Raw genomic sequence first — 22,367 nt, 5'->3', positions numbered from 1 at the left:
CGGCATTTGTGAGAGCATATCTCCGATCTGGAACACCGTTCTTCGCTCCCCGCGATAGTGAACCAGAAAATGGTCATGCGCCCAACCTGTACAGCAATTCGCCCATATAGTCTGCCGAGCGCCTGACGGCTGCAAACTCGCCTTCCGCCTGAATGCGAGGTCCGCTCAACTCCATGTCGAAAGCCCCGCTATAGCCCGCATCAAGGATCCAACCCACGATCCGCTCCAAAGGAATCGCACCGTCACCAGGTACAGCGCGTTCAGGGATAGTGCGGTCGCCATAGGCATAATCGCTGAACTGGACCGCGCGGCACTTTGCCAATGCTCTGGATACGAGCGATTTGAGGCTGGCATTCGTCCAGCACGCAAAGATATCCAGACACACGCCGATCCCTGCCATTTCCGCGAGCAGAATCGTGTCTGCTAACGAGTGACTGATGTCGATGTCAGCGAAAAAGGGATTGGTGGTTTCGATCATAAGCTGCACGCCAGCCGCATCCGCCTGGGTGACACATGGCGAAAGTGCCTCTGCAAAACAGCGTGCTGCCTGTTCCCATTCCAATGAGCCGTGGCCCCCGGTCACCATGTAGATTGACTGAGCACCCAGATCACTGGCGATTTCGATGAGCCTTGAAAGGCGGGCGCGCGGCACGGCCCAATTTTCCTCGTTATCCGAGATATGCTGTCCGGATTGAAAAGGATGCGTAATGGTTTCGAGAGCGCATTTGTTCGATGCGATGAGTGCCTTCGCCGCTGCGTGACCACCTTCCGCGAGAAGATAGGGGCCGATCAAGCTCACCCGACGCGCGCCGAGGCCCGTCAGATGCTCCCAAAACTTCGGCATTGGGTCGCTCATAAAACAAAGATGATTGATTGCGATCCGATCGTGCATCCAACGTTCCATTCATTTACAGCGCAGGGACTATGCGCCTTCCACCCTCGGCTCATACTTCCCACGGCCGTCATAGCCGCCCGTAAGACCGCTTCCATATGCCTATCTATGCGGCTCGGGTTCCAAAATCTTCCAACCTCGACAATTTCGGCAGCAGCCTCATAATGGAGTGCGGCAAGCCGTTGAAGAAACGCGATACTTGTTTGGTGCCAGCCCCGTTGCCTTGCGAAAAGCGTGGCAGAAACTGGAAGCCGACCGAAAGCCCGTTGCAAATGCTACAGCCTTGATGGACTGCCCTGCTGCCAGCAGGGTTTTCGCCTGATCAAGCCTGTGGTTCGACACATATTCACCCACTGAAACGCCACAGCTTTCCCGAAAGCCCCGTGAAAGCTGACGAACGGACAATTTACATAAAGACGCCAATTCCGCTAGTGTTGGTGCTGCATCGCCATCGCGCAGACGCTCGTCAATTAAGCGCAAGCGCCACGGGCTAAGACCACCAGCCGCTGATCCTTCACCGAAGCCCAGAAAGTATCTCTCAACGTTTACGATAATTTCGATACCGTAGGCTTGCATCAGCGCATCGCTCGCAAAGCCCGGGTTACGAACTTCTTCGGCAAGCTTCAAAAGCAAAGAAATAATACTTGCGTTCTTTACATTCCTTCCTGCTTCCAGCTGCTGTTCAGACCACCGGATGTCTTTGTCCGGCCGATCGTGGCAAATAGCGGGTTCAACATGACAGACGATCGACATGTTGCTTCCAGCCTCCGCCTCAAGCTTGGCCACCTGGCCGGGTGGCAACACAAAAAAGCGCCCTGCCAATTCAGTGCGACCAGGTAGCCAACGGTCGATAAGCGATAGCCGGGTGGTTGGCCGAGGGGTCAATGATAAATCTAGCCTGAAGCCCCTGTCATCGCTCAGGACGGCTCTCTTAGGTGTCGACGCCTCGACGTGAAGAAGCTGAACGGACATCCGCGGCGATTTCATCTCGGCCTCGATCGTTACGAGGCCAAATGGCAGTGCGATCATGGCGCCCATCGGCTTCACCTCTCCCATCCTCAAGCTTTTCCGTTGCCCTTGATCACGTACCTCTTGCGGGTCTCGATCGACATGTCAGGCGATGTGACATAGTGCGCCGATCCCAGCGCACAGTCCATTCCCGTCCTACCCACCTGACTGTCGAACACCGTTTTTGGCCGTCCATAAAAAAATGGCCGCCAGAGCGGCGGCCAGGTATTCGCGCTGAGTTACGAAAGGGAGGTATTTCGCCTTCAGCTGCCGAACCGATATTTCAGACGCAGACCGTACATCCGGGGCTGATTGAGGACCACCGCGTCCCAGCCAAAGGAGGCTCCGGTCGTGAAAACGTAGAATTTTTCCTTCGTCACATTCGTTGCAAACAGGCCGACGTCCACCGGCGTACCCGCAACATTATTCCAGTTAACGTTCAGATTCAGGTTATTCTGGGGCGGAAGATACCGCATAGCGCCCACTGAACTGGCGTTGCCGAATGTACTATCCTGATGCGAAAAAGTGCCTCCGAGTGTAAGTCGGCCAACTTTTTCCGGTAGCGGCAAAGTATATCCGATAGTCACAGCATACTTGTTTCGCGGAGTGAGGGCCAGCGGTCCGCCAAGTATCGCGGCAGGATCAAGGCGCGCAAAGCCATATGGAATTGCCGGTATGCTTATCTCCTTCAGCTTGGTATCCAGATGCGCATAGCTACCGTCGATGCTCAGCCCTTCGAAAGGCCTGATTGAACCATCGATCTCGACCCCTTTGATGGTCGATTTTCCGGCATTTCCGATTCCCTGTGCTGGAGATGGAAAATCGGCGGCCGGAATGCCAGCACATGCCGGGAACAATGTCGTATAAATGGGGCCTAGCGGCGCGACATTGCCGCAGCTGACGGTGTTGATCGCGATCTGCTGGTTGGAGAAGTCGTTATAGAAGGCCGCGACGTTGAAGGTGCCGCGGACCAGGCCGTCGAAGCTGGTTTTGGCACCGATCTCGTAGAGATCAACCTTTTCCGGTCCCCAGGTTTCCAGGCCGTAGCTGGAGACATTCACGCTGCCCTGGCGATATCCGCGGGAATATTTGGCGTAGACCAACATGTTGTCACTGGGTTTCCAATCCACATCGATCAACCAGGTCGGCTTCGCCGATGTCACCCGCCGGGCAAAGTCACACCGTGACCGGTCAGCCAGTATCTCGCTTGGTGTGCCGCTTTGCACCTGGGAGGGAGGCTGGGCACAGCCGTAACTCGGCGCGTTTGCGGTCGGGAACGAAATTTTGAGAACTTGCCCCAGTCCTGATGTTATATCAGAGGTGTACCGGAACCCGCCAGTGAGGCTTATCGTATTTGTCAGCTTGAACGTGCCCTGTCCGTAGAAGCCAAGATTGCGGAAGTGATATTTGCTGGCCGACACGGTAATGAAGCCGCCTGCGCCAGGAACACGATCCTGGCATTGCATCGCATAGATATTCGTACAGATTACCGCATTGGGCGACCAGCCGGCCTGGAAGCCAGCAAGCGGCTCACTAAGCTCCAGATAGGCGCCCAGCTGATAGTTTAGCCGGTCGTTCTCGCTGCGGCCCTGAAGCTGAAGTTCTTCGGTAAAGGTCGATTGAGCTGTCGCATCGCCGTTAGGTTGAGGGCCAATGGCCACCGCGTAATAGGGCAATGTCGTGCCGTTTTGATAGCCATTCTCTCCATAGATATTCGTGGCTTGTGACTGCCTGAACTCCGAGTAGCTGGCGATATTCTTCAACGTCAGTGTATCGCTGGCGCGCCATGTGGTGGTGTTGATGATCGACCATTGCCTGATACGCTGGGCCGCGTTCGGGTTGCCATTGGCGACCGCATAGTATCCTGCGGCATTGGTCTGCGCCAACTGCGAGGCCCGCAAATTCGGGAACGGGTCGCGCGCGATATTATCCTGATTGTAGATCCGCGGATAGAACCCGTTAGTATGCGAGAGTCCGTAAGTGACGACTGTGTAATTTTCGAGGTTCGGTGTGAGATCCGCAACCGCACTCACGCGCAGAGCCGTGTAGTCAATATCAGCGAAATCTTCGGGACCGATTCCGGATATGTTTTTAAGATAGCCATCCCGAGTCTGTCGATCGACCCCCACGCGAATACGAAGGGTATCCATAACCGGGATATTGATCACCCCCTGAATCCGCCTCAGATTGTAATTTCCTACCGATCCTTCGACATAGCCTTCAAACCGCCCGGTCGGCCTCTGAGGGACAAGCAGGATTGCGCCGCCTGTGGTGTTGCGCCCGAACAGTGTGCCCTGCGGCCCTTTCAGAACCTGAACATTTTGAAGGTCAAAAAAAGATCCGACGCCTGCACCATTTCCCGAACCCGTTCCACCCTGGGCTCGAGGCGCGACAACGTCGGCGAAATACACGGCGACGGAAGGCGAAGTCTGTCCCTCCTGCGTGAAGCCACGTATGGCAAAGGACGAGCTTTCCGAGCCATAGCGGGTATTTGTACTCAGCGAAGGCGTATAGGTCGCGAGATCTGATGCGGCGACCACGTTCCTGTTACTGATCTGCTGCTGATTGAACACCGTTATGGAGATTGGCACATCCTGCAATCGCTCTTCAGTACGACGGGCGGTCACTACGATGTCAGCCTCGCTCCCAGCGCTTTGAGCGAATGCATGTGGGGTATTGGCTCCGAAAAAAGTTGTAGCCAAAAGGAATATCTTGAATGTTGCCTTCATTATCACTCCCCTAAAAACGCATCTCCGTGCGTCTTCCTTTTGGCATGGGCAATAAACACCCATCTCGCATATGATGAATGATCTACATCGCGCGATGCACGTCGATCACAAGGATATACGAGATTTTCATTTAAGGCCTGCATGTACTTTCATCGCAAGCGGCGTATCAACGTTGGATATTTGCTCAAATATGCCAACATATCGCATCATGGCCGGAATTAGCGATCAGCGATCAGTTTTCGAAAACTCACGTGGATTGGATCAACACGGCACAGGTGTGCTTTTCTGGTCGACCCGGGCCACGCCGACAGGACATTTTCGAGGCAGGATTTGCAGAGAACATCATGCTTTAAACAAGCGTATCCCCATGAGGGGAATGTTTGCGCCAAGAATATGGCTGGCGGCCGGCGAGGCTAGTAGTTAGTCTCGGACTGTAAAGATGCATCATTGATCCTGTCGCGTCAGGAGAATGCCTTGTTGCAAGTGTTCTTCACAGCACCGTCCGCATCTCGCAGCCGTGTCTTTAGCCGAGTTCCAACTGTCGAAAGAAAGCATCAGGGTCCTTACCCCGCTATGGGCTGAATCCCAAAACGCTGGCGTTTATGGACGTCTGCTATCCAATTTTTGAGCGAAATTCCGCGATATGTGCGATGTGCTGATCAGCGGTGACATATCCGAGCTTCATCGTCCGGACCGCGCATTGCGTCCCACCGGCATCCTGCCAGCGGCGTAAGAGGTCGAGAGCAGTGGGTATGTCGGTGCCGTCGGGAAACTGGTAGTCGGCGCCAAAGGTCGTCGGATCGCGCCCCTCCTCTCGAAGATAGTTCTGCAGCTGGTGCCATGCGGGCAGCACTCGATCGGGTGGCCCGCCGAAGATGAAGCCGTCCGCGAGTTTCGCCGCCCTGCGGTAAGCCGGGTCCGAGACACCGCCGCAGTAGATCGGGATGTGTCGCCCAGGACGCGGATTGAGAGCCAGTCGATCCACACGATCGAACAGGCCTTCGAAATCGACCATCTCCTCGCTCCAGAGCCGGCGTAGCAGGCCGATTTGTTCAGCCATACGTCTCCCACGCGTATGGAAATCCATGCCTAGCGCTTCGAACTCAACGTAGTTCCAGCCAATGCCGACGCCCAGACGCAGTCGCCCACCTGACAGGAGATCGACATCGGCGGCTTGGCGGGCGAGAAGCAATGTCTGGCGTTGCGGCAGCACCAGAATGCCGGTGACGAGTTCTATTGTCGCGGTGATGCCGGCGGCGTAACCGAATGCAACCAGGGGATCATGGAACGGATCGCGCTCCGTATACGGGCCCCATAGCGGCGGATCGCGGTCGCTATGGTCGGCCCCACCCACATGATCGAACATGGCAAGCGAGGCATAGCCGAGCGCTTCTGTCGCGCGAACGATCGAATCGAACGCCCTCGGATCACCGCCGAGTTCGATCTGCGGATAAATGACGCCCACGTCCATCTGTCCCCCCTCAGCGACACGGTCAGCGACGACCCACGCGGTGGCGCGCAACTGCCGGATCAAAACCGAAACTAGGGCCGGCTCGCGCGACGAGCCGACCTGCGTCCGATCAGATCACCGGCTCAAGAATTTTGTCGACCACTTCCATGGGCGCGACCTGCCCGGGCTCGGCCGTGCCGGCGATCGTCGTGCGGTGCATCGATCGGGTTTCGTCCGTATAGGGTTCGACCCGATGCATCGACCCGTGATTGTTGGACACGACGAGATCTCCGAGCTTCCAGTGGTGCGTATAAACGAAATCCGGCTGCGCCGCCCATTGCTGCAACCGGCACAGAAGCGAGCGGCCGTGCGGTCCGGGCATGCCGATCACGCCGTCGGCATGGGTTCCTACCAGCAGCGATTTGCGGCCATCGTCATGGGTCCATACCAGCGGCCGCTCCATCGCAGCGGCCATAGAACGATAGCGATCGATGCGCTGTTGGCTCGGCACGCCGAAGACCGGCCGGACACTCGCCTCGGTATGATGAATGACATCCAGCCCGTCTAGTGCCCGTTTCTCATCATCTGGTAACTGCTCGTAAGCCGCATAGAGGTTGGCGAACTCGGTCGCACCGCCGCTTGCAGCGACAGAGCGCGCGGTAAGCAAGGTGGTCTTCGGCAGCGGCAGGTCCATTGTGACGCCGTCGATATGCCACCAGAAGGTACCAAGGACGTAATCGGGCTCCTTGTTCAGCTTACGGTCGAGCGTGATCTGATAGATGTCCTTCGCGGGCAGATCATGTCCGGGCGCCTTTTCAGTGAACGTCACCCGATTACCGAGAGCGTCCGTGAAAGCGAGTTGCTCTTCGTCCGTCAGTCCCATCTCAGGGAATACCAGAACGGTCCGCTTTTCAAGAGCGTCGTTGATCGCCTCGACGACCTCCGGATCGCACAGATCATCCTTGGCGACGGCGACGATGCAGCCAACATGGGGCTTGATGTTCTCGAACGTGATTTTCATAGTAAGATCCTCATCCGATTATGTTTTCGACGACCATATCGGCGCGTCCGAGGCAGCAACCCGAACGCGATCGCTACGCGATCTCGAAATGCTCCATTGCGCCGCCCGTCACGAAGGGACCCATGATCCCGCGAAGCTCGGTCGACTTTGGCGTCTGGCTATAGGCGGTGTGTGCATCCATGGATGCCCACTCGACGAGCATGATGAACTTCGAAGGGTTCTCGACCCCACGACCGGCCTTGACCGACAGCACCCCGTCCACGCTTTCCAACAGCGGGACGGCCTTATCCTTGAGCGCAGTGCCAAAATCGTCTTCGGTGCCCGCCCTGACCGTCAGTTCAGATCGCTCCGTCAGCATGCCGTTCTCCTCTCAAAAAGCCTATTATTTTTCGGTCAGCATCGAGCTTGAGATAATTGCCATTTATCGAGTTTGCGATCAGTTCGACACCCTGCCGCCAAGGCCGCGGAAAGCCTTCCAGCGGACAGCCGTGCCCCTGCCAACGCGTTGCCTGGGGCGTCGCGTATCACCTCTCTACAACGGTCGGAGCGCCGCATACCAAACCGTTACATAACTTGATGCTGACCGATTGGATAGCGCTGCAACCGTTCGGAGTCAATGTATCGCAAATTAACGCGATGGGGACGTGTCGATCTGCTTCGATAGCTGTTCAAGCATGTCTTCGACGATGGCGATTGCCTCGGCATGCGCCTCAGAAAGCCCCAGCGCGGCCTCCGATGGAATAATCCGGCCGAGCGCGGCCGCAATCATGACCATGCCAGCGATTGGGACTTGGTCACTCTTGCCCGGGCCGACCATCTTTGAGACTGCCTCAATTTGAAGCGCCCTGAATTTCTGGGCAGAAGAAATGATCTCGAGCCGGATCGCCTCGCGATGTCCTGCAATAGCTGACAACTCCATCGCGAGGATTCCACCAGAGCTTGTCATAGCGAGCGACCATAGCGTCTTTAAAGGGTCAGCCGATTTCAAAGCTTCCTTGAAGCCCTCCAATCGTCGCTCATTGATCCGACGTACCAGATCGAGGATGAGATCGTCCATTGTCCTGTAATAGTAATAGAGCAGTTGCTTGGTCAGACCTGCCCGCTCCGCGACATTGCGCGCGGAAATTCCGGCATAGCCTTCGTCGCACAGAATCGCTTCCGCCGCGTCCATAAGTACAGTGCGTTGCTTTGATCCCTCCGCACCGATCCTTCTCTTAGATGTCATTCTACCGTATGCCCCTCATCTACCACAGGATTGCAAAATATCCGCCTAATGAAAAGTCGGCGATCACTGCTCGCGTTGGCGCCACGCAGGTCTGATGGGCTCACCACGGCCCAGAACATCGCGACAAACGCCCTCATCTATTCCTCGGCTCGCCTCCAATATCGTCTAAACTCGGGACGAGGACGTCCCCGATTGACACTCTAAACGGTGCGATGCTATCCGATCGGTCAACATCACGTACTTGCTTCCAGCGTACGGCCTATGGCGCTCCGCGACGAGGCAATTTGGGAGAGACCTGTGACATTTGAAACGATCGACCTTACACCGCGCATCGGCACGAGGATCGAGGCCGATCGTGAGGGCCTGATCAGCGGCGCATATTCCGAGAGAATTCGCGAACTTCTCGAGCAGCGAGGGGTGATTCTGTTTCGCGGCATGAACCTCTCCGATGCAGAGCATTGGGCGCTTTCGGAAACGCTCGGTGAAATCTTTCGACAAGGCGAGGATGGCTTTTATAAGATCTCGCTCGACCAGAAGAAGAACGCGACCGCCGATCTGCTGTTTGGAGCGTTCGGCTGGCATTTCGATGGCTCGACCGACGAGCTTCCGACGCGTGCTTCCATGCTCACGGCACGAAAACTTTCCGAGACTGGCGGACAAACCGAGTTCGCAAATACCTATGCGTCGTATGATGACCTGTCCGAGGACGACAAACAACGCTTTGCGAAGCTCCGTGTCGTTCACCGTCAGGAAACAATCCAGCGTCTCATCTTTCCGTATCCGACGGATGAGCAGGTAGAGCGCTGGCGGACCATGCCGCCGAGGACGCAGCCGCTCGTCTGGAACCATCGGTCCGGCCGCAAGTCTTTGGTACTCGGCATGTCCGCGACCAGCATCGAGGGCATGGATGACGTCGAGGGAAAGATGCTGCTCCGGACGCTGCAGGAATGGGCGACGCAACCTCAATATGTCTACAAGCACGACTGGCAGTTGGGCGACTCGCTCATGTGGGACAACACCGGGGTGATTCACCGTGTGTCCTACTACCCGCCAGCCTCGGGGCGCGTTCTCCATCGTACGACATTGGTGGGCGAGGAACCGTTGGTTTGAACCCGCGCTTTCATTGCCAAGGTCGTCATTGACGGGATGCCGACGTCCTGTTCTGATTTGATCCTTGGCCACCAAGCGTTGCAGGTCTGATCGTCGTCTGGCCGGCGGCATCGGCGAAAAAAATCCCGGTCGAAAGGAAGCCCGATGGCACGGAATACCGATATCCTGTTCGAACCTTTCGCGCTGAGGTCGCTGACGCTGCGCAACCGCATCGTCATGGCTCCGATGACCCGTGGCTTCGCTGACGGAGGGCTGCCTGGTCCGGCGCATATCGATTACTACCGACGCCGCGCAGAAGGCGAGATCGGCCTGATCCTGTCGGAAGGCACGGTGATCGATCGGCCGGCCTCGCGTAACGAGCCCGGCATTCCTTTTTTCCACGGTCCAGCGCTGGCAGGCTGGCAAGAGGTCATCGACGCGGTCCACGGCGCGGGCGGCAAGATGGCACCGCAGCTATGGCATTCGGGACCCGTCGAAAGCAAAACGACCGACTGGCGCCCTGACGCACCGGTGGAAAGTCCATCAGGGCTACAAGCGCCGGGCGAGCCGCGTGGCGTCGCGATGAGCGACGAAGATATCTCGGACTCGATCAGCGCTTGGGCGCGAGCGGCGCAAGAGGCGAAACGCCTCCGCTTCGACGCGATCGAAGCCCACGGCGCGCACGGATATCTGATCGACCAGTTCTTCTGGAGCGGGACCAATTCGAGAAGCGATCTTTACGGTGGAGCGACCTTGCGCGAGCGATCGCGCTACGCGTCCGAGGTCGTTGCGGCGATGCGCGCTGCGGTCGGGTCCGATTATCCGATCATCCTGCGGGTCAGCCAGTGGAAGCAACAAGACTATGCGGTTCGGCTCGCCGAGACACCGGAGCTGATGGCCGATTGGCTGCTCCCGCTGGTGGAGGCGGGCGTCGACATTCTGCATTGCTCGCAACGGCGGTTCTGGATGCCGGAATTCCCGGAAGTCGACGGCGCGGCCGGGCTGAACTTCGCCGGATGGGCGAAGAAACTCACGGGCGCGGCCACGATCAGCGTGGGGTCGGTCGGCTTGTCGGGAGACTTTGTCGACGTGTTTTCGGGCGAGCGCTCCGAGCCGACCAGCCTGGACGGACTCGTCGACCGGATGGAGCGGGGCGAGTTCGACCTGGTTGCCGTCGGCCGCGCGCTGATCACCGATCCTGATTGGGCCGCCAAGGTGCGATCGGGTCGGCAGGGCGAATTACTTCCGTTCGAGGCGTCCGCACTGGGCAGCTTCGCGTGATGCTGCCCAGCGCCCGGAAGCTCGGGGGACTTGAGGTCGCACCTATCGGGCTTGGCTGCATGAACCTCAGCATGGGATATGGAAGCGCCCCATCCCAAGCAGAAGGCGAACGACTTCTGCGACGCGCGGTCGAGATCGGCGTCACGCTGTTCGACACCGCCGAGATGTACGGCCCCTTCACCAATGAGATGCTGGTCGGCGAGGCGCTTCGGCCCGCGCGCGACCGGGTTATCATCGCCACCAAGTTTGGCTTCCGCATCAAACCCGGCGAAACCCGTCCGCTCGGGCTCGACAGCCGCCCGGAGCATATCCGCGAGGTCTGCGACGCATCGCTCCTCCGGCTCGGCATCGAGACGATCGACCTGTTTTACCAGCACCGCGTTGATCCCGCGGTGCCGATTGAAGAGGTCGCCGGCGCCGTCGGTGATCTGGTTCAGGCCGGCAAGGTCCGCCATTTTGGCCTGTCCGAGGCGGGCGAGGACACGATCCGGCGGGCGCACGCGGCCTTCCCGGTAACGGCGGTGCAGACCGAATATTCCTTGTGGTCGCGAGACCCGGAAGCAGCCATCCTGCCCGCCTGCCGCGAGCTGGGGATCGGGTTCGTCGCCTATAGCCCACTGGGTCGGGGCTTCCTCGCAGGCGCCGCGCCCAACATCGGCGACAATGACTATCGCCGCTCGCAGCCCCGCTGGCAGGGCGAGGCGCTCATCCGCAACCAGGCGATGGTCGACGCGCTCGCCGCGTTCGCGATGGCCAAGGGTTGCACCGTGGCGCAACTCTCGCTGGCCTGGCTGCTCCATCGCGGCCCGGACGTGGTGCCGCTACCGGGAACGACCAAGCTGCATCGGCTTGAGGAGAATGTCGCCGCCGCCGGCATCAGCCTGTCGGCCGATGATATGGCCGAGATCGACCGGCTGATGCCGCCTGGGGCGGTGGCGGGCAACCGCTACGATGCTGGCGGCCAGTCTTTGATCGAGCACTAACGAACACGATTGGGAGAGACGCAGATGGCACGCAAGGTAGCATTGGTGACGGGGGCGGCCGCCGGCATCGGCGCGGCGATCGCACGGCGGCTTGCGCGCGACGGGATCGCGACCGGCGTGCTCGACATCCTGATCGACGATGCCAAAAGCGTCGCCGAAGAGATCAAGGCGGCTGGAGGCGAGGCTTTGGCACTCAAGGCCAGCATCGCCGATCGCGGCGCGGTGGAAGCAGCGGTAGCGACGCTGCGTGAGGCGTTCGGCCCCGTCACTATCGTCGTCAACAATGCCGGCATCACAGGCTTCAAGCCTTTCCTCGATCTCACCGACGAGGATTGGGACCGCATGCTGGCGATCAACCTCAAGGGCACATTCATCGTCACCCAAATCGTGCTCCCCGACATGATGGCGGCCGGCTGGGGGCGGATCATCAACATCTCGTCGTCCAGCGCCCAATCGGGCGCCGCGCATATGGCGCATTATTCGTCGTCGAAGGGAGGTATGATCGCGCTTACCAAGACGCTGGCGCAGGAGTTCGGGCCGCAGGGCATCACCTGCAATACGATCCCGCCCCGCTTCGTCCACAATACAACCATGTCGAACTACTCGTTCGATCTGCCGGAGATGAAGGACAAGTTCGAGCCGATGATCCAGGCCGGCCCGATCCGCCGTCACGGTGAGCCCGAGGATATTGCCGGCGCTGCGGCCTACCTCGCCTCCGACGAGGCGGGCTATGTCACGGGTCAGATCATCGGCGTTAACGGCGGCCGTTATATCTGAGCGGGATGACGTAGGCCGGGGAATTCTGAGCGGTCGATGATCCATCGCCCAACGATGAACGCATCAACGAAGAGGAAACGCCATGGAGAGTGGGCTGGCTAGGAAGGTTGTTGTCGTCACAGGCGCGACGGCCAACATCGGCAGAGCCATCGCGCTGGCCTTTGCGGGAGAGGGATCGTCATTGGCGCTGGTAGGTCGCGATCAGGCCAAAGGTGAGGAGATCGCCGGCTTGGCACGAGCCGCCGGCGCAGCCGACGCGATCTTTTTTGCCGCAGACATGACTGATCGCAATGCCGTCGAGGCGATGGTCGCAGCGGTGAGCGAACGGCTCGGCCTGGTAGAGGTTCTGGTCAACAACGTCGGCGGCAACACCGGCAAGTTCGGTCTGTTCGCCGATTCCGATCCCGACGAGTGGCAGGCCGATATCGACCTCAATCTGAAATCGACCCTGCTTTGCACCCATGCGGCATTGCCACACATGCTGTCGCGCCAGGCGGGCCGGATCATCAACATCGGCTCGACCGCCGGTGAGGTCGGTGACTACATGCTGGGCGTCTACTCGGCCGCAAAGGGCGCGGTGCATGCCTTCACCCGCGTGCTCGCGCTGGAGGTCGGCGCGCAGAACATCACGGTCAACTGCGTCGCGCCTTATGCGACCTTCCCGGAGGATCCGTCGCACATCAGCAGCGGCAGCCGCTTCCATCCCGAAGGGATTTTCGCGCACGACGAGACGCTGGGGCGCGACGATCTCAAGGGCAAGCTGCTGCGCACTGGCGTGCTGCCGCGCAACTTTGCCAAGCCCTCGGAGATCGCGGCGGCGGTCGTCTATCTCGCGTCCGAACAGGCAGCGTTCGTCACCGGCAAGGTGCATTGCATCGACGGCGGGGCCTTGTTGTGAACGCCGCCAGCCTCGGCCTGTGCTCCTACCCTTCCCTCAGCTGAAAGACAGCACGATCTTACCGAACTGCCGGCCGGAGCGAAGGTAGTCCAACGCTTCCTGAAGCGCATCGAAACCGTACTGGGCAGCGATCACGGGACGTGATCGGTGGAAGGCGACAGCGCGGTTCAGCGCTTCATAATCCTGTCGGCTGCCGACCTTGGTCGGGAAGATCGATACGCCCGACGTCGCCAGCGATTGTACGGCATTGGCGCGGCCGGTCAGCAGGCCGACCAGCGCGAGTCGACCGGCCGTGCGGGTTGCGCGGAGGGATCGGTCGATCGTTGCCGCGCCGCCGACCTCGACGGTCAGGTCGACGCCTTGGCCGCCCGTCAGCGCGCGCACCGCATCGTCCCAATCGGGCCGGGCATTATAGTCAATCGTCTCGTCCGCGCCCAAATCGCGCAGTTGCGCGCACCGCTCGGGGCTAGAGGAAATCATGATGACCCGCGCACCGAACATCTTCGCGAACTGCAGGGCCAGGGTCGAGACGCCGCCGCCCCCTTGGAGCAGCACGGTCATGCCCGGCTGCAGCGGTGCGCCCGCCGTCAATGCGTGCCAGGCGGTCACGCCGGCGCAGGGATAGCAGGCGGCCTCTTCGAAGCTCAGGTGAGCGGGTATCGACACCGCCTCCGAGCTGTGGACGACGATCTCCTCCTGCATCGTACCGGGTATCACGTTGCTACCGCGTCCGACCGATCCTGCGGAAAGCGTGAAGTCGCCGCCGATCCAGTCGGGATTGAAGATCAGGGATACGCGATCACCGACCTTGAAGCGGCTATTGCCGTTCGCCTCGATCACCTCGCCGGCGCCGTCGGAGCACGGGATCATCCGGTCGGGCGCCCCGAACGTGCCCGCCAGCATGACCGTGTCGCGATAATTGACCGACGCGGCTCGCATGGCGATCCTGATCTCTCCTTGCGACAGAGCATCGGGGGCAGGCAGGTTCTCGATCCGCAGTGCATCCGCCGCAGTTCCGGTTGCTACATAGGCCTTCATAATGATCCCTTCGCGCAAAGAATGAGCGGCTGCGAGAACATCACAGCAACATCTCGACACCATCACAGAACGATACTGAGGGGGGTGGTTTGAGTCGCAGCTCTCGAACGCATCACGATGCTGCCCGGCGTCCTTTATTCTGATGCCGACGTAGATTAACTTGTGGTCGCTTCCAAGAGCCTAGACGGCCATTTGCTGCAGGTTCCGTTCCAATGGCCGTTCCCCGTCCTCCCTCTTGTCTGTTGCGTTCTGCGGGCTGAATGATCGCGGGCCGTTAGTGCAGGAAAACGAAGACGGCGACAGTCCTCGCGAGCGTCAAGTATGTCACATGGCCGTGCTCGAGTGTTAGCGCGCGTTTGCTCAGCAGGGGCATGCCCGCGATCGCAAAAGGGACATGGACCAATCCCATAGTCAGCCCGCGATGATGCATGAACCAACGCCTGACGAAGGTGGGACGAGGTGCTTGCTGAAGGGAGCCCATCCCCCGAGGGTGCGGAGCGCGACAGGGAGCAAGGGCCCTTTCGCGTTGGTCACACTTCCGAACAGTTGCTCGGGACTGCGATCCCGAACGCCATGGACAGGAGCCATTATGATGCCACAAGCCGCCTTTTCATCGCCGTACCTGGCATCGGTCCCCACCCTGCGGGGCGAACTGCCCGAACCTGGAACCCAGTGATGACGCCGCATCACAGCCCCACCTTGCTATGCGTCAGAATGCGCGCGCAGGGCAAGGCGCCAAGGATAGATTTCACTGCTGTCTTGCGAGAACTTCTTGTCATGCTCAACGCCTCGATCCGATTGCGTCGGCCTATCCGGCTCTCTCGATCATCACAATTGCTCCGATCACTTTGTCAGACTTTTCTGAAAATGGTCAGTCTCGCTATCTTGCCGTTATTGTCGAAGTGAAAATGGTTCGCGGTGTTACGGACCGTGCCATCGGGAAGCGTTGCTTCAATCTCGACAGCAATAGCATTTTCCCCGACGATATAGGCAGTCGGGCTAGGACTGGGAGAGCCGGATGCGAACACCGAGAGCTGAAACTCTCGGATTGCGTCTTTCCCCTGGAAATTTCGGTTGTCGGGTAGATTGTAAATGGCATGCTCGGCGAACAGAGCAATCCAGGCTTCGATATCCCGAGCTCGCACTGCAGCAAAATATCGGTCGGCCACGGTCCTCATTACCACTGTGATTTCCCCTTGCCTGGCAGGTCTTAAAATTCGCCGACGGGCTTCAGCCCTCACGGTTGGACCGGTGCCGTTTCCAAGTTGGTCCTAGCTTGGCCCGATTGCGTCCCGACACAAACCGGAAAACTGCTGGCTCGACCATAGAATGCGCCGCTTCTCGTCTGATTAGGGCAAAAATGCGAAACTCTGACTGTTTTGGACAATTCTAAGGAATGGCTTGGCTTACGAACGCGCCTCTAAGGTCCGATAGTTGAGGAGATCGAGCCCGATCGATCGCAGTCGAAAGTAACATTTGGGGAGGTGGGTAATTTGTCGAACAGTTTGATCTGGGAGTCCGCTATCACATTGCGGGACCTGATCGCACGTAGACAAGTATCGTGTCTCGCCGTGGTCGAAGCCTGTATCGGCAGGATCGACAAGTTGGACGGCCGATTGCGTGCTTTTACCTTTGTCGATCGTGCTGGTGCGGTTGCGGCAGCGCGCGGCGCCGACGAAGCGATGCAAGATGGTGCACCGGTCGGCCCGCTACACGGCATCCCGATTGCGCTCAAAGACGATCTTTGGGTGGCGGGCATGCCTGCTACTGCTGGCTCTCTGATCTTCGCGAATTTTGTCCCGTCGCGCGACGGCACCGTCGCCAGGCGACTGCGCGCTGCCGGCGCCATCATCCTCGGCAAGACGAACTTACCCGAGTTCACCTCATGGCCGCGATCAAAATCCTACGTCGGCGGGGAGTCACTTAATCCTTGGGACACTGATCGCATTCCGGGCGCGTCTAGCGGAGGATCGGCAGTCGCCGTTGCGTCCGGCATGGCGCCTCTTGCCATCGGAACCGATGGCGGCGGTTCGGTGAGGCTTCCTTCAGCGTTCTGCGGGCTGGTGGGGTTGTTGCCGACGATCGGCCGGGTGCCCGACTATGGCAGTTTTCTTTGCAGCCCGATGAGCAGTGCCGGGCCGATGGCCAGAACGGTCAGCGACGTCGCTTTACTGCAACAGACCATCGCCGGCTTTGATCCTGACGTGCCTGCTTCGCTGGACGGCCCCTCTCCAGATATCCTGTCCGGCATCGAGGGCCCGTTGGATGGAATGCGGGTTGCCTGGTCGCCGGATTTTGGCCGGATAGATGTCCACCCTGACATCGTCTTGTCCGCCCAGAAAGCATTGGACCCACTCATCGCGGGTGGAGCCATAATCGAACCACTGGATAGCATAATCCCCCATCCATGGGGCAGCGGCGCGCTTATGGCGGCCGTGAGCGAAGCCGCAGAAACATGGGCGAAGACGGACCCTGCAGGCTTCGGCGATTTACCCAAGACCGGCTTTCCCGAGGCAGATATTGCGGCGGCCAGCGGCAGGTTGGAAAGCTATTTCTCAGCGCCGCCTGTCATGCAGTGGGTTCAGCGGTGGACCCACCTCTTGTCGCCGCCACAAAAGTTGATTGCCGCCTATATGAACCGTGAGGCCGTGCAGCCTTCCCTCGGCGAACTGCGAGAGACGATGGATCAGATCTTTGCGACTTGCGATGTCCTTTGCTCTCCTACGACCGCAACGGTTGCGCCACGCGTGCCGCACGGATGGGCCCATCCCTACCCTGACAGCTATTCGGGCACACATTTCACATTCATCGCTAACGCTACGGGGCGTCCCGCGATTACGGTGCCATGTGGTCTGGTCCACGGCATGCCGGCAGGTTTCCAGATTATCGGCCGCGTAGGCGATGAGGGGACAATATTGCGCGTTGCCAGAACCATCGAAAGGGCGCTGCCATCGCTGCCCCATCCATCCGGCATCGAATGACCCAAATTGCCGCTGGCCTGGCCCAGGATCGAGTAATCAAAGCGAGTAAGGAAATAGTCTTGAGCAGTGAAACTCCACTTCCGCGCGCAAATACGACAGCGGTTATCACCGGCGGCGGACGCGGCTTTGGCAAGGCTTTCGGGCACGCCTTGGCCGGCGAAGGCGCTCATGCGGTGCTGATCGACGTCGATGGCGCCGAGGCTGAAGCAGCGGCGGCGGAGATCCGCAGCCTTGGCTTTTCCGCGACTGGTGTAGCGGGTGATGTAACTGAGGAAGCCCGTATGGCCCATGTAATGGCAGAGGCAGCCGCCCTTCACGGTGGGATCGACATCCTGATCAACAATGCGGGGCTGCACAGCAAGGAATATGGACAGCCAATTCAGACGCTCGGCCTCGCCAAGGTACGACGGCTGTTTGATGTCAATGTCATGGGCGTCATCACCTGCACTCTGGCCGCTGTGCCTCACATGAAGGGGCGAACGGGATCCAGCATCATCAACATTTCCTCCTCCGCTGCACATATGGGTGGATCCGCATATGGCGACAGCAAGCTTGCCGTGTCCGGTCTCACCATCACTTTCGCCCGCGAACTGGGAATTGACGGGATACGAGTGAATGCAATCTCGCCCGGCCTCATGCTGACCGAGACGATCGCCGCTGAACTGCCACCCGAAACCAAGGCGCGGATCAAGGCGATGCAGATGATCAGCGACGACGGCAAGGAAGCGCATATCGTGGACGCAATGCTCTTCCTGACCTCGCGGCACGCGAATTTCATCACGGGAGAAATCCTGCGCGTCACTGGCGGCATGGCCGCGGGGGTGTGACTGTTCGCCACCGCTCGCCGCGCCTTACGACAAGCTTCGGACAAGACCTGACCTATCTTGCCGAGCTTCGGGAGCAATGGCGCCCACTGACAGCTGCACTGATCGGAATGGCTTCGGGGCTTTCGATGCTCAGCTATGTGACCAGCATTATGGCACCGCAATTGCTGCAGGCATTTGGATGGTCGCAATCGTCCTTCGCGATGATCGGTAGCCTTGGCCTGATCAGTGTCGCAACCTTGCCTGTTGTCGGGCGCCTCGCCGACTTACTCGGGGTGCGGAAGACGGCGATGATCGGCGTCATCTGCGGTCCACTAGTCTTTCTCGCGCTCGCACTGTTCAACGGGGACATCCGCATCTACATCGCGCTTTATGTCGTCCATTCCGTGTTTTGCATAACAACAACGGCGACGGTTTACAGCAGGACGGTCGTCCAGCATGTCGTACGAGCCCGGGGCCTGGCACTGGCCATCGTGGCTTCAGGCCCCGCGCTGACAGGCGTTATTGGCGCGCCCCTTCTCAACGAGTTCGTCATCGCGCATGGCTGGCGAGCGGGATATCTGGCCGTAGCTGCCTTTTCCACAGTCGCAGGGGTGGCGGCCATTTCGATGCTTCCTGCAGAGGCGAAACGCACCGACAGGCCTGTCAGGAGGGGCGCGGCCAAGATCGACTACGCAGAAATCCTGCGTAACGAAGCCTTCTGGGTTTTGATCGCCACGATGCTACTGTGCAACCTGCCCAACGTCCTCGCCCTCACGCAGATGAAGTTACTCCTACTGGACAACGGGGTGACATCGGGCGGCGCGTCGCTCATGATTTCCCTTTTCGCGGCTGGCGTTCTTCTGGGTCGGTTCGCTTGCGGCATCGCATTGGACCGCTGGTCTCCTCATCTGATCGCTGCATGCAGCCTCTCCCTTCCAGCAATCGGGCTGTATCTGATTGCTTCCCCCTTCGACGCAGCTCCAGTGCTGATGCTTTCAGTCCTTCTGATTGGCCTTTCCTTCGGCGCGGAGGGTGATCTTGTCGCCTATCTCGTCGTCCGCAGCTTTGGAGTAAGGCTGTTCAGTAGCGTGATGGGCCTCATGACCGCGGCGACCGCTATTTCGACGTCATTGGGCGCACTGCTTCTGGGGTGGATTTTGGCCCTGACCGGCAGCTTCGTTTGGTTCCTCACAATCGGTGCGACATCGGTGATTGTCGGTAGCCTTCTTTTATTGCGCCTTCCGCGTCCGTCTCCGGCTCAGGTCACGACGTCGTCAGAACACCAAGATGCAATATAGCACCCGATTGATGCTGCGGTGAAAGAGGGGCACCATGGAAACGAATGGCCACGGCCGCTTCTAGAAAGATCACGACCATGCTCGAAGGAAAACGCACTGCGGTGGTAACGGGGGCCAGCTCCGGGATCGGCAAGGAAACCGCGAAGGCGCTGGCCAGCCGAGGCTGGAACGTAATCGGAACGGGGCGCGATTCCCAACGCATGGCTACAGCCGAAGCGGAGATCCGGGCTGTGGGCGCTGGGGGCGAGGTGACAATGCTTCGTGCGGATCTATCGGTGATGGCGCAAGCCGACCAAATCGCTCGTGATATAGCAGCCCTGACCGACCGGATCGATATCCTCGTCAACAATGCGGGAGGAATGCCCAATGCGCTGGTCATCACCAGTGAAGGCTACGAGGCCAGCTTCGCGGGCAATCATCTGGGTCCGTTTCTGTTGACGCAGCGCCTGCTACCACTCCTGCGAAAAACGGCAAAGGCTATGCCTTCAAATTCAGTTCGTATTCTCAACGTCGCGTCCGACGCCAGCGAGTTCATTCCCACGATCAATCTCGACGATCTGGAAAATCTCGAGGATTGGAATCCCGGTACTGCCTATTGCACCGGCAAGCTCGCCAATGTCCTGCTTGCGCGCGCGCTGGCGCTGAGGCTGGCCGATGACGGGATCGTCGCCCACTCGATCCATCCCGGCGCCGTGGCGACCAACTTCTTCTCCTATGTTCCAGCCGAGACGCTGGAGCGTACGAAGGACATGCCCAAGATCTCGGAAGCGGATGGGGCCGACACGATCATTTGGTTGGCGACATCCGAGGATGGCGGCCGGAATAGTGGCACGTACTGGCATCAGAGGCAGCCGCGCACGCCGAACCCGCTCGTCGACGACCTAGCCCTGCTGGAGCGGTTCTGGACGGAAAGCGAGCGCCTCCTCCAGCGCTAACGGTTCACTGCTTGACCGCAAATAGAACTCAAAATGGGAGAGTCACCGTGAAACACTGGCAGGAGGCGTTCGGTATCGAATTGATCAGCGTGCTTGGACTGGAACCGACTGAATTCGTCGCGTTAGCCCGTAAGCTTGGCTGTCCCAATATCGGCATGGCTCCCGCGCCGGTCACTGGGCCGCTTCCGGGCGAACCGACCTGGAGTTTCAGGGGCAATGCGTCCCTGGTTCGCGACATGAAGCAGGCTTTGGCGGATCACGCCGTTACCATCAGCCTTGGGGAAGGCTTTATTATCCTGCCCGGCCGCGACATCTCAGATGCGGAAGCTGATTTCGACCTGATGGCGGACCTCGGCGCATCCCGTCTCAACGCCTGCGCAATGGATACGGATGCCGTTCGTAACATTGACCAGTTTGCCGCCCTTGCGGAAATGGCCGATGCGCGCGGCATACCTGTGACAGTGGAATTCATGCCCGGCACACCGGTCGATTCCTTCCAGGCCGCAGTCGCCTTGGTCAGGGCTTCGGGAGCGAGCAACGCCGGCATATTGGTCGATGCTATGCATTGGTTCTGCTCTGGCGGGACAGTCGACGAATTGAGCGGTGCGGAGTCCGACCTCATCACCTATGCGCAGCTTTGCGATGCGAAGGATATGAGCTTTTACGACGGATATTTCCACGATGCCCGAAACGAAAGACTAATCCCCGGGGACGGCATACTGCCTCTGACCGCGTTCCTAGCAGCTTTACCAAACGGCTGTCCTGTCGGCCTTGAAGTGCCGCTGATGGCCCAGGCCAAGGCCGGTGTTGGGCATGAAGCAAGGCTTGCAGCGTGCCTGTCTGCAGCACGGACGCTTTAGCGATCTGGAAAGGCGTATAGTTCGTATACAAATGCAAAAATGCGGGACTGAAAGCCGCCGGTCTGTTGAATGACACCGGCCGCCAATACAATGGATGGAGGAGGATTGCGTGGGTTTGGTGATTATAACAGGTGCTACAGGCGGAATGGGTTCGCCCACCGCCCAGATCTTCGCAAAGGATGGGCGGGAACTCCTGCTTTGCGACCTTTTCCAGGATCGACTGGAGGCGCTCGCCCAGTCGCTGCGGGACTCTGGAGCGCTCGTGGAAACGCTGGTCGGCGATGTCGCGGATCCCACTTATTCCCTACACCTAGCCTCTGCTATTGGCACCCGCACTATCGACGCACTCATTCATACGGCTGGCCTGTCGCCAAGCATGGCCGATGGGGAACGCATCATGGAGGTGAACTATTTTGCGACGGAGCGTCTGGTCGAGGCGGCCCGCCCGAAGATGGCAGAAGGCGGATGCATCGTCCTCATCTCATCAAGTTCGGCTTATATGGTTTCTTCGCAGGACGTAGCCGCCGCAATCGCGTCTTTGGTCAACGATCGCGATCCAAAGCCCGCGCTGGCGCTAGCCAGCTCGCCTGAAGCCGCCTATCCGCTATCCAAGCGAGCAGTCATCGCCCTGGTGGCCCGTGAAGCGATTTTGCTTGGTAAGATGAAAGCTCGTATAGTGTCGATCGCTCCTGGCTTCATAGATACCGGCATGACCCGAAGTGAGTTGGAAACAAGTACGCGGCTTGCGAGCATGGTTGCCGAAGTTCCGCTCGGACGTCTTGGACTTGGAGAAGAGATAGCTTCGGTCGCACATTTCCTGTGCTCACCAAGCGCATCCTATATTAGTGGCTGTGATATTAAAGTTGATGGTGGAGCATTGGCTGCCATGGGATTTATTTGATGGCTGTCCTTGGCATGGCATCAATGATCCATTGCGATTTCAGATCGCGAGGCCATCTTTCGATCGCACGAGGCGCAATAATGGTCTCCCGCCATCCGAGCGCTGTGGCGTATCGACGCTTATAGGTCGATGTTACTCACTGAGCATGTTTTCAACATTGGTCAGTGAGTAACAAAAGGGGCGCCACAGCCCGCA

20 protein-coding genes are annotated in these 22,367 nt (G+C 59.1%); 11 read left to right on the top strand and 9 right to left on the bottom strand.

Annotation, left to right across the window (positions count from 1 at the left end; translation table 11 throughout):
* Positions 1 to 73: 73 nt before the first annotated feature.
* The 7 genes from ACXJ16_RS17005 to ACXJ16_RS16975 form a co-directional block, all read right to left on the bottom strand.
* Positions 74 to 892 carry a sugar phosphate isomerase/epimerase family protein gene (locus tag ACXJ16_RS17005; protein ID WP_463922717.1) on the bottom strand — a complete coding sequence of 273 codons (819 nt, stop codon included), beginning with the start codon at positions 890 to 892 and terminating at the stop codon, positions 74 to 76.
* Positions 893 to 1,051: 159 nt separating this feature from the next.
* The gene (locus ACXJ16_RS17000; protein ID WP_463922716.1) at positions 1,052 to 1,930 is read right to left on the bottom strand and encodes an AraC family transcriptional regulator; all 879 of its coding nucleotides are present in this window, start codon (positions 1,928 to 1,930) and stop codon (positions 1,052 to 1,054) included.
* Positions 1,931 to 2,163: 233 nt separating this feature from the next.
* A complete protein-coding gene (locus ACXJ16_RS16995; RefSeq protein ID WP_463922715.1) occupies positions 2,164 to 4,629 on the bottom strand; it encodes a TonB-dependent receptor in 2,466 nt (821 codons plus the stop codon).
* A 613-nt stretch (positions 4,630 to 5,242) separates the two neighbouring features.
* Complete coding sequence (locus tag ACXJ16_RS16990) at positions 5,243 to 6,100, bottom strand: LLM class F420-dependent oxidoreductase (RefSeq protein ID WP_463922714.1); 858 nt, start codon at positions 6,098 to 6,100, stop codon at positions 5,243 to 5,245.
* A 109-nt stretch (positions 6,101 to 6,209) separates the two neighbouring features.
* Complete coding sequence (locus ACXJ16_RS16985; protein ID WP_463922713.1) at positions 6,210 to 7,100, bottom strand: TauD/TfdA dioxygenase family protein; 891 nt, start codon at positions 7,098 to 7,100, stop codon at positions 6,210 to 6,212.
* A gap of 73 nt (positions 7,101 to 7,173) precedes the next feature.
* Positions 7,174 to 7,458 carry an antibiotic biosynthesis monooxygenase family protein gene (locus tag ACXJ16_RS16980; protein WP_463922712.1) on the bottom strand — a complete coding sequence of 95 codons (285 nt, stop codon included), beginning with the start codon at positions 7,456 to 7,458 and terminating at the stop codon, positions 7,174 to 7,176.
* A gap of 270 nt (positions 7,459 to 7,728) precedes the next feature.
* Positions 7,729 to 8,325, bottom strand: a complete 597-nt coding sequence (locus tag ACXJ16_RS16975; RefSeq protein WP_463922711.1) for a TetR/AcrR family transcriptional regulator — start codon at positions 8,323 to 8,325, stop codon at positions 7,729 to 7,731.
* Between the two features lie 297 nt (positions 8,326 to 8,622).
* On the opposite strand from ACXJ16_RS16975, the gene ACXJ16_RS16970 reads away from it, so the two are divergent.
* From ACXJ16_RS16970 to ACXJ16_RS16950, 5 genes are all read left to right on the top strand, one after another.
* A complete protein-coding gene (locus ACXJ16_RS16970; RefSeq protein WP_463922710.1) occupies positions 8,623 to 9,435 on the top strand; it encodes a TauD/TfdA dioxygenase family protein in 813 nt (270 codons plus the stop codon).
* A 144-nt stretch (positions 9,436 to 9,579) separates the two neighbouring features.
* Entirely contained in the window at positions 9,580 to 10,695 is a 1,116-nt protein-coding gene (locus ACXJ16_RS16965) for an NADH:flavin oxidoreductase (protein ID WP_463922709.1), read from the top strand.
* Positions 10,695 to 11,678 carry an aldo/keto reductase gene (locus tag ACXJ16_RS16960; protein ID WP_463923286.1) on the top strand — a complete coding sequence of 328 codons (984 nt, stop codon included), beginning with the start codon at positions 10,695 to 10,697 and terminating at the stop codon, positions 11,676 to 11,678. The genes ACXJ16_RS16965 and ACXJ16_RS16960 overlap by 1 nt, the downstream gene beginning before the upstream one ends.
* 24 nt (positions 11,679 to 11,702) lie before the next feature.
* Positions 11,703 to 12,455, top strand: a complete 753-nt coding sequence (locus tag ACXJ16_RS16955) for an SDR family NAD(P)-dependent oxidoreductase (RefSeq protein ID WP_463922708.1) — start codon at positions 11,703 to 11,705, stop codon at positions 12,453 to 12,455.
* An 82-nt stretch (positions 12,456 to 12,537) separates the two neighbouring features.
* Entirely contained in the window at positions 12,538 to 13,353 is an 816-nt protein-coding gene (locus tag ACXJ16_RS16950) for an SDR family NAD(P)-dependent oxidoreductase (protein ID WP_463922707.1), read from the top strand.
* Between the two features lie 36 nt (positions 13,354 to 13,389).
* Here ACXJ16_RS16950 and ACXJ16_RS16945 read toward each other — a convergent pair whose 3' ends face one another.
* Positions 13,390 to 14,409: a zinc-dependent alcohol dehydrogenase family protein gene (locus ACXJ16_RS16945; protein WP_463922706.1), complete on the bottom strand. Its 1,020-nt coding sequence runs from the start codon at positions 14,407 to 14,409 to the stop codon at positions 13,390 to 13,392.
* Positions 14,410 to 15,242: 833 nt separating this feature from the next.
* On the bottom strand, positions 15,243 to 15,560 hold the full coding sequence (locus tag ACXJ16_RS16940) for a nuclear transport factor 2 family protein (protein WP_463922705.1): 318 nt from the start codon (positions 15,558 to 15,560) through the stop codon (positions 15,243 to 15,245).
* 360 nt (positions 15,561 to 15,920) lie between these two features.
* On the opposite strand from ACXJ16_RS16940, the gene ACXJ16_RS16935 reads away from it, so the two are divergent.
* The 6 genes from ACXJ16_RS16935 (at position 15,921) to ACXJ16_RS16910 (ending at position 22,172) form a co-directional block, all read left to right on the top strand.
* Positions 15,921 to 17,372 (top strand): amidase, encoded by a 1,452-nt coding sequence (locus ACXJ16_RS16935; RefSeq protein WP_463922704.1) that lies wholly within the window; start codon positions 15,921 to 15,923, stop codon positions 17,370 to 17,372.
* Between the two features lie 59 nt (positions 17,373 to 17,431).
* On the top strand, positions 17,432 to 18,199 hold the full coding sequence (locus ACXJ16_RS16930; RefSeq protein WP_463922703.1) for an SDR family NAD(P)-dependent oxidoreductase: 768 nt from the start codon (positions 17,432 to 17,434) through the stop codon (positions 18,197 to 18,199).
* Complete coding sequence (locus ACXJ16_RS16925) at positions 18,196 to 19,476, top strand: MFS transporter (protein WP_463922702.1); 1,281 nt, start codon at positions 18,196 to 18,198, stop codon at positions 19,474 to 19,476. Before ACXJ16_RS16930 ends, ACXJ16_RS16925 begins: the two co-directional genes overlap by 4 nt.
* 44 nt (positions 19,477 to 19,520) lie before the next feature.
* Positions 19,521 to 20,411 carry an SDR family NAD(P)-dependent oxidoreductase gene (locus ACXJ16_RS16920; RefSeq protein WP_463922701.1) on the top strand — a complete coding sequence of 297 codons (891 nt, stop codon included), beginning with the start codon at positions 19,521 to 19,523 and terminating at the stop codon, positions 20,409 to 20,411.
* Positions 20,412 to 20,458: 47 nt separating this feature from the next.
* Positions 20,459 to 21,271, top strand: a complete 813-nt coding sequence (locus ACXJ16_RS16915) for a sugar phosphate isomerase/epimerase family protein (RefSeq protein ID WP_463922700.1) — start codon at positions 20,459 to 20,461, stop codon at positions 21,269 to 21,271.
* Positions 21,272 to 21,365: 94 nt separating this feature from the next.
* Entirely contained in the window at positions 21,366 to 22,172 is an 807-nt protein-coding gene (locus ACXJ16_RS16910) for an SDR family NAD(P)-dependent oxidoreductase (RefSeq protein WP_463922699.1), read from the top strand.
* The last annotated feature ends 195 nt before the right edge of the window (positions 22,173 to 22,367 follow it).

It is taken from the genome of Novosphingobium sp. TK71 (assembly GCF_055361505.1).
The sequence above is the reverse complement of the archived record's forward strand: the minus strand, read 5'-3'. Positions and strand labels throughout refer to the sequence as shown.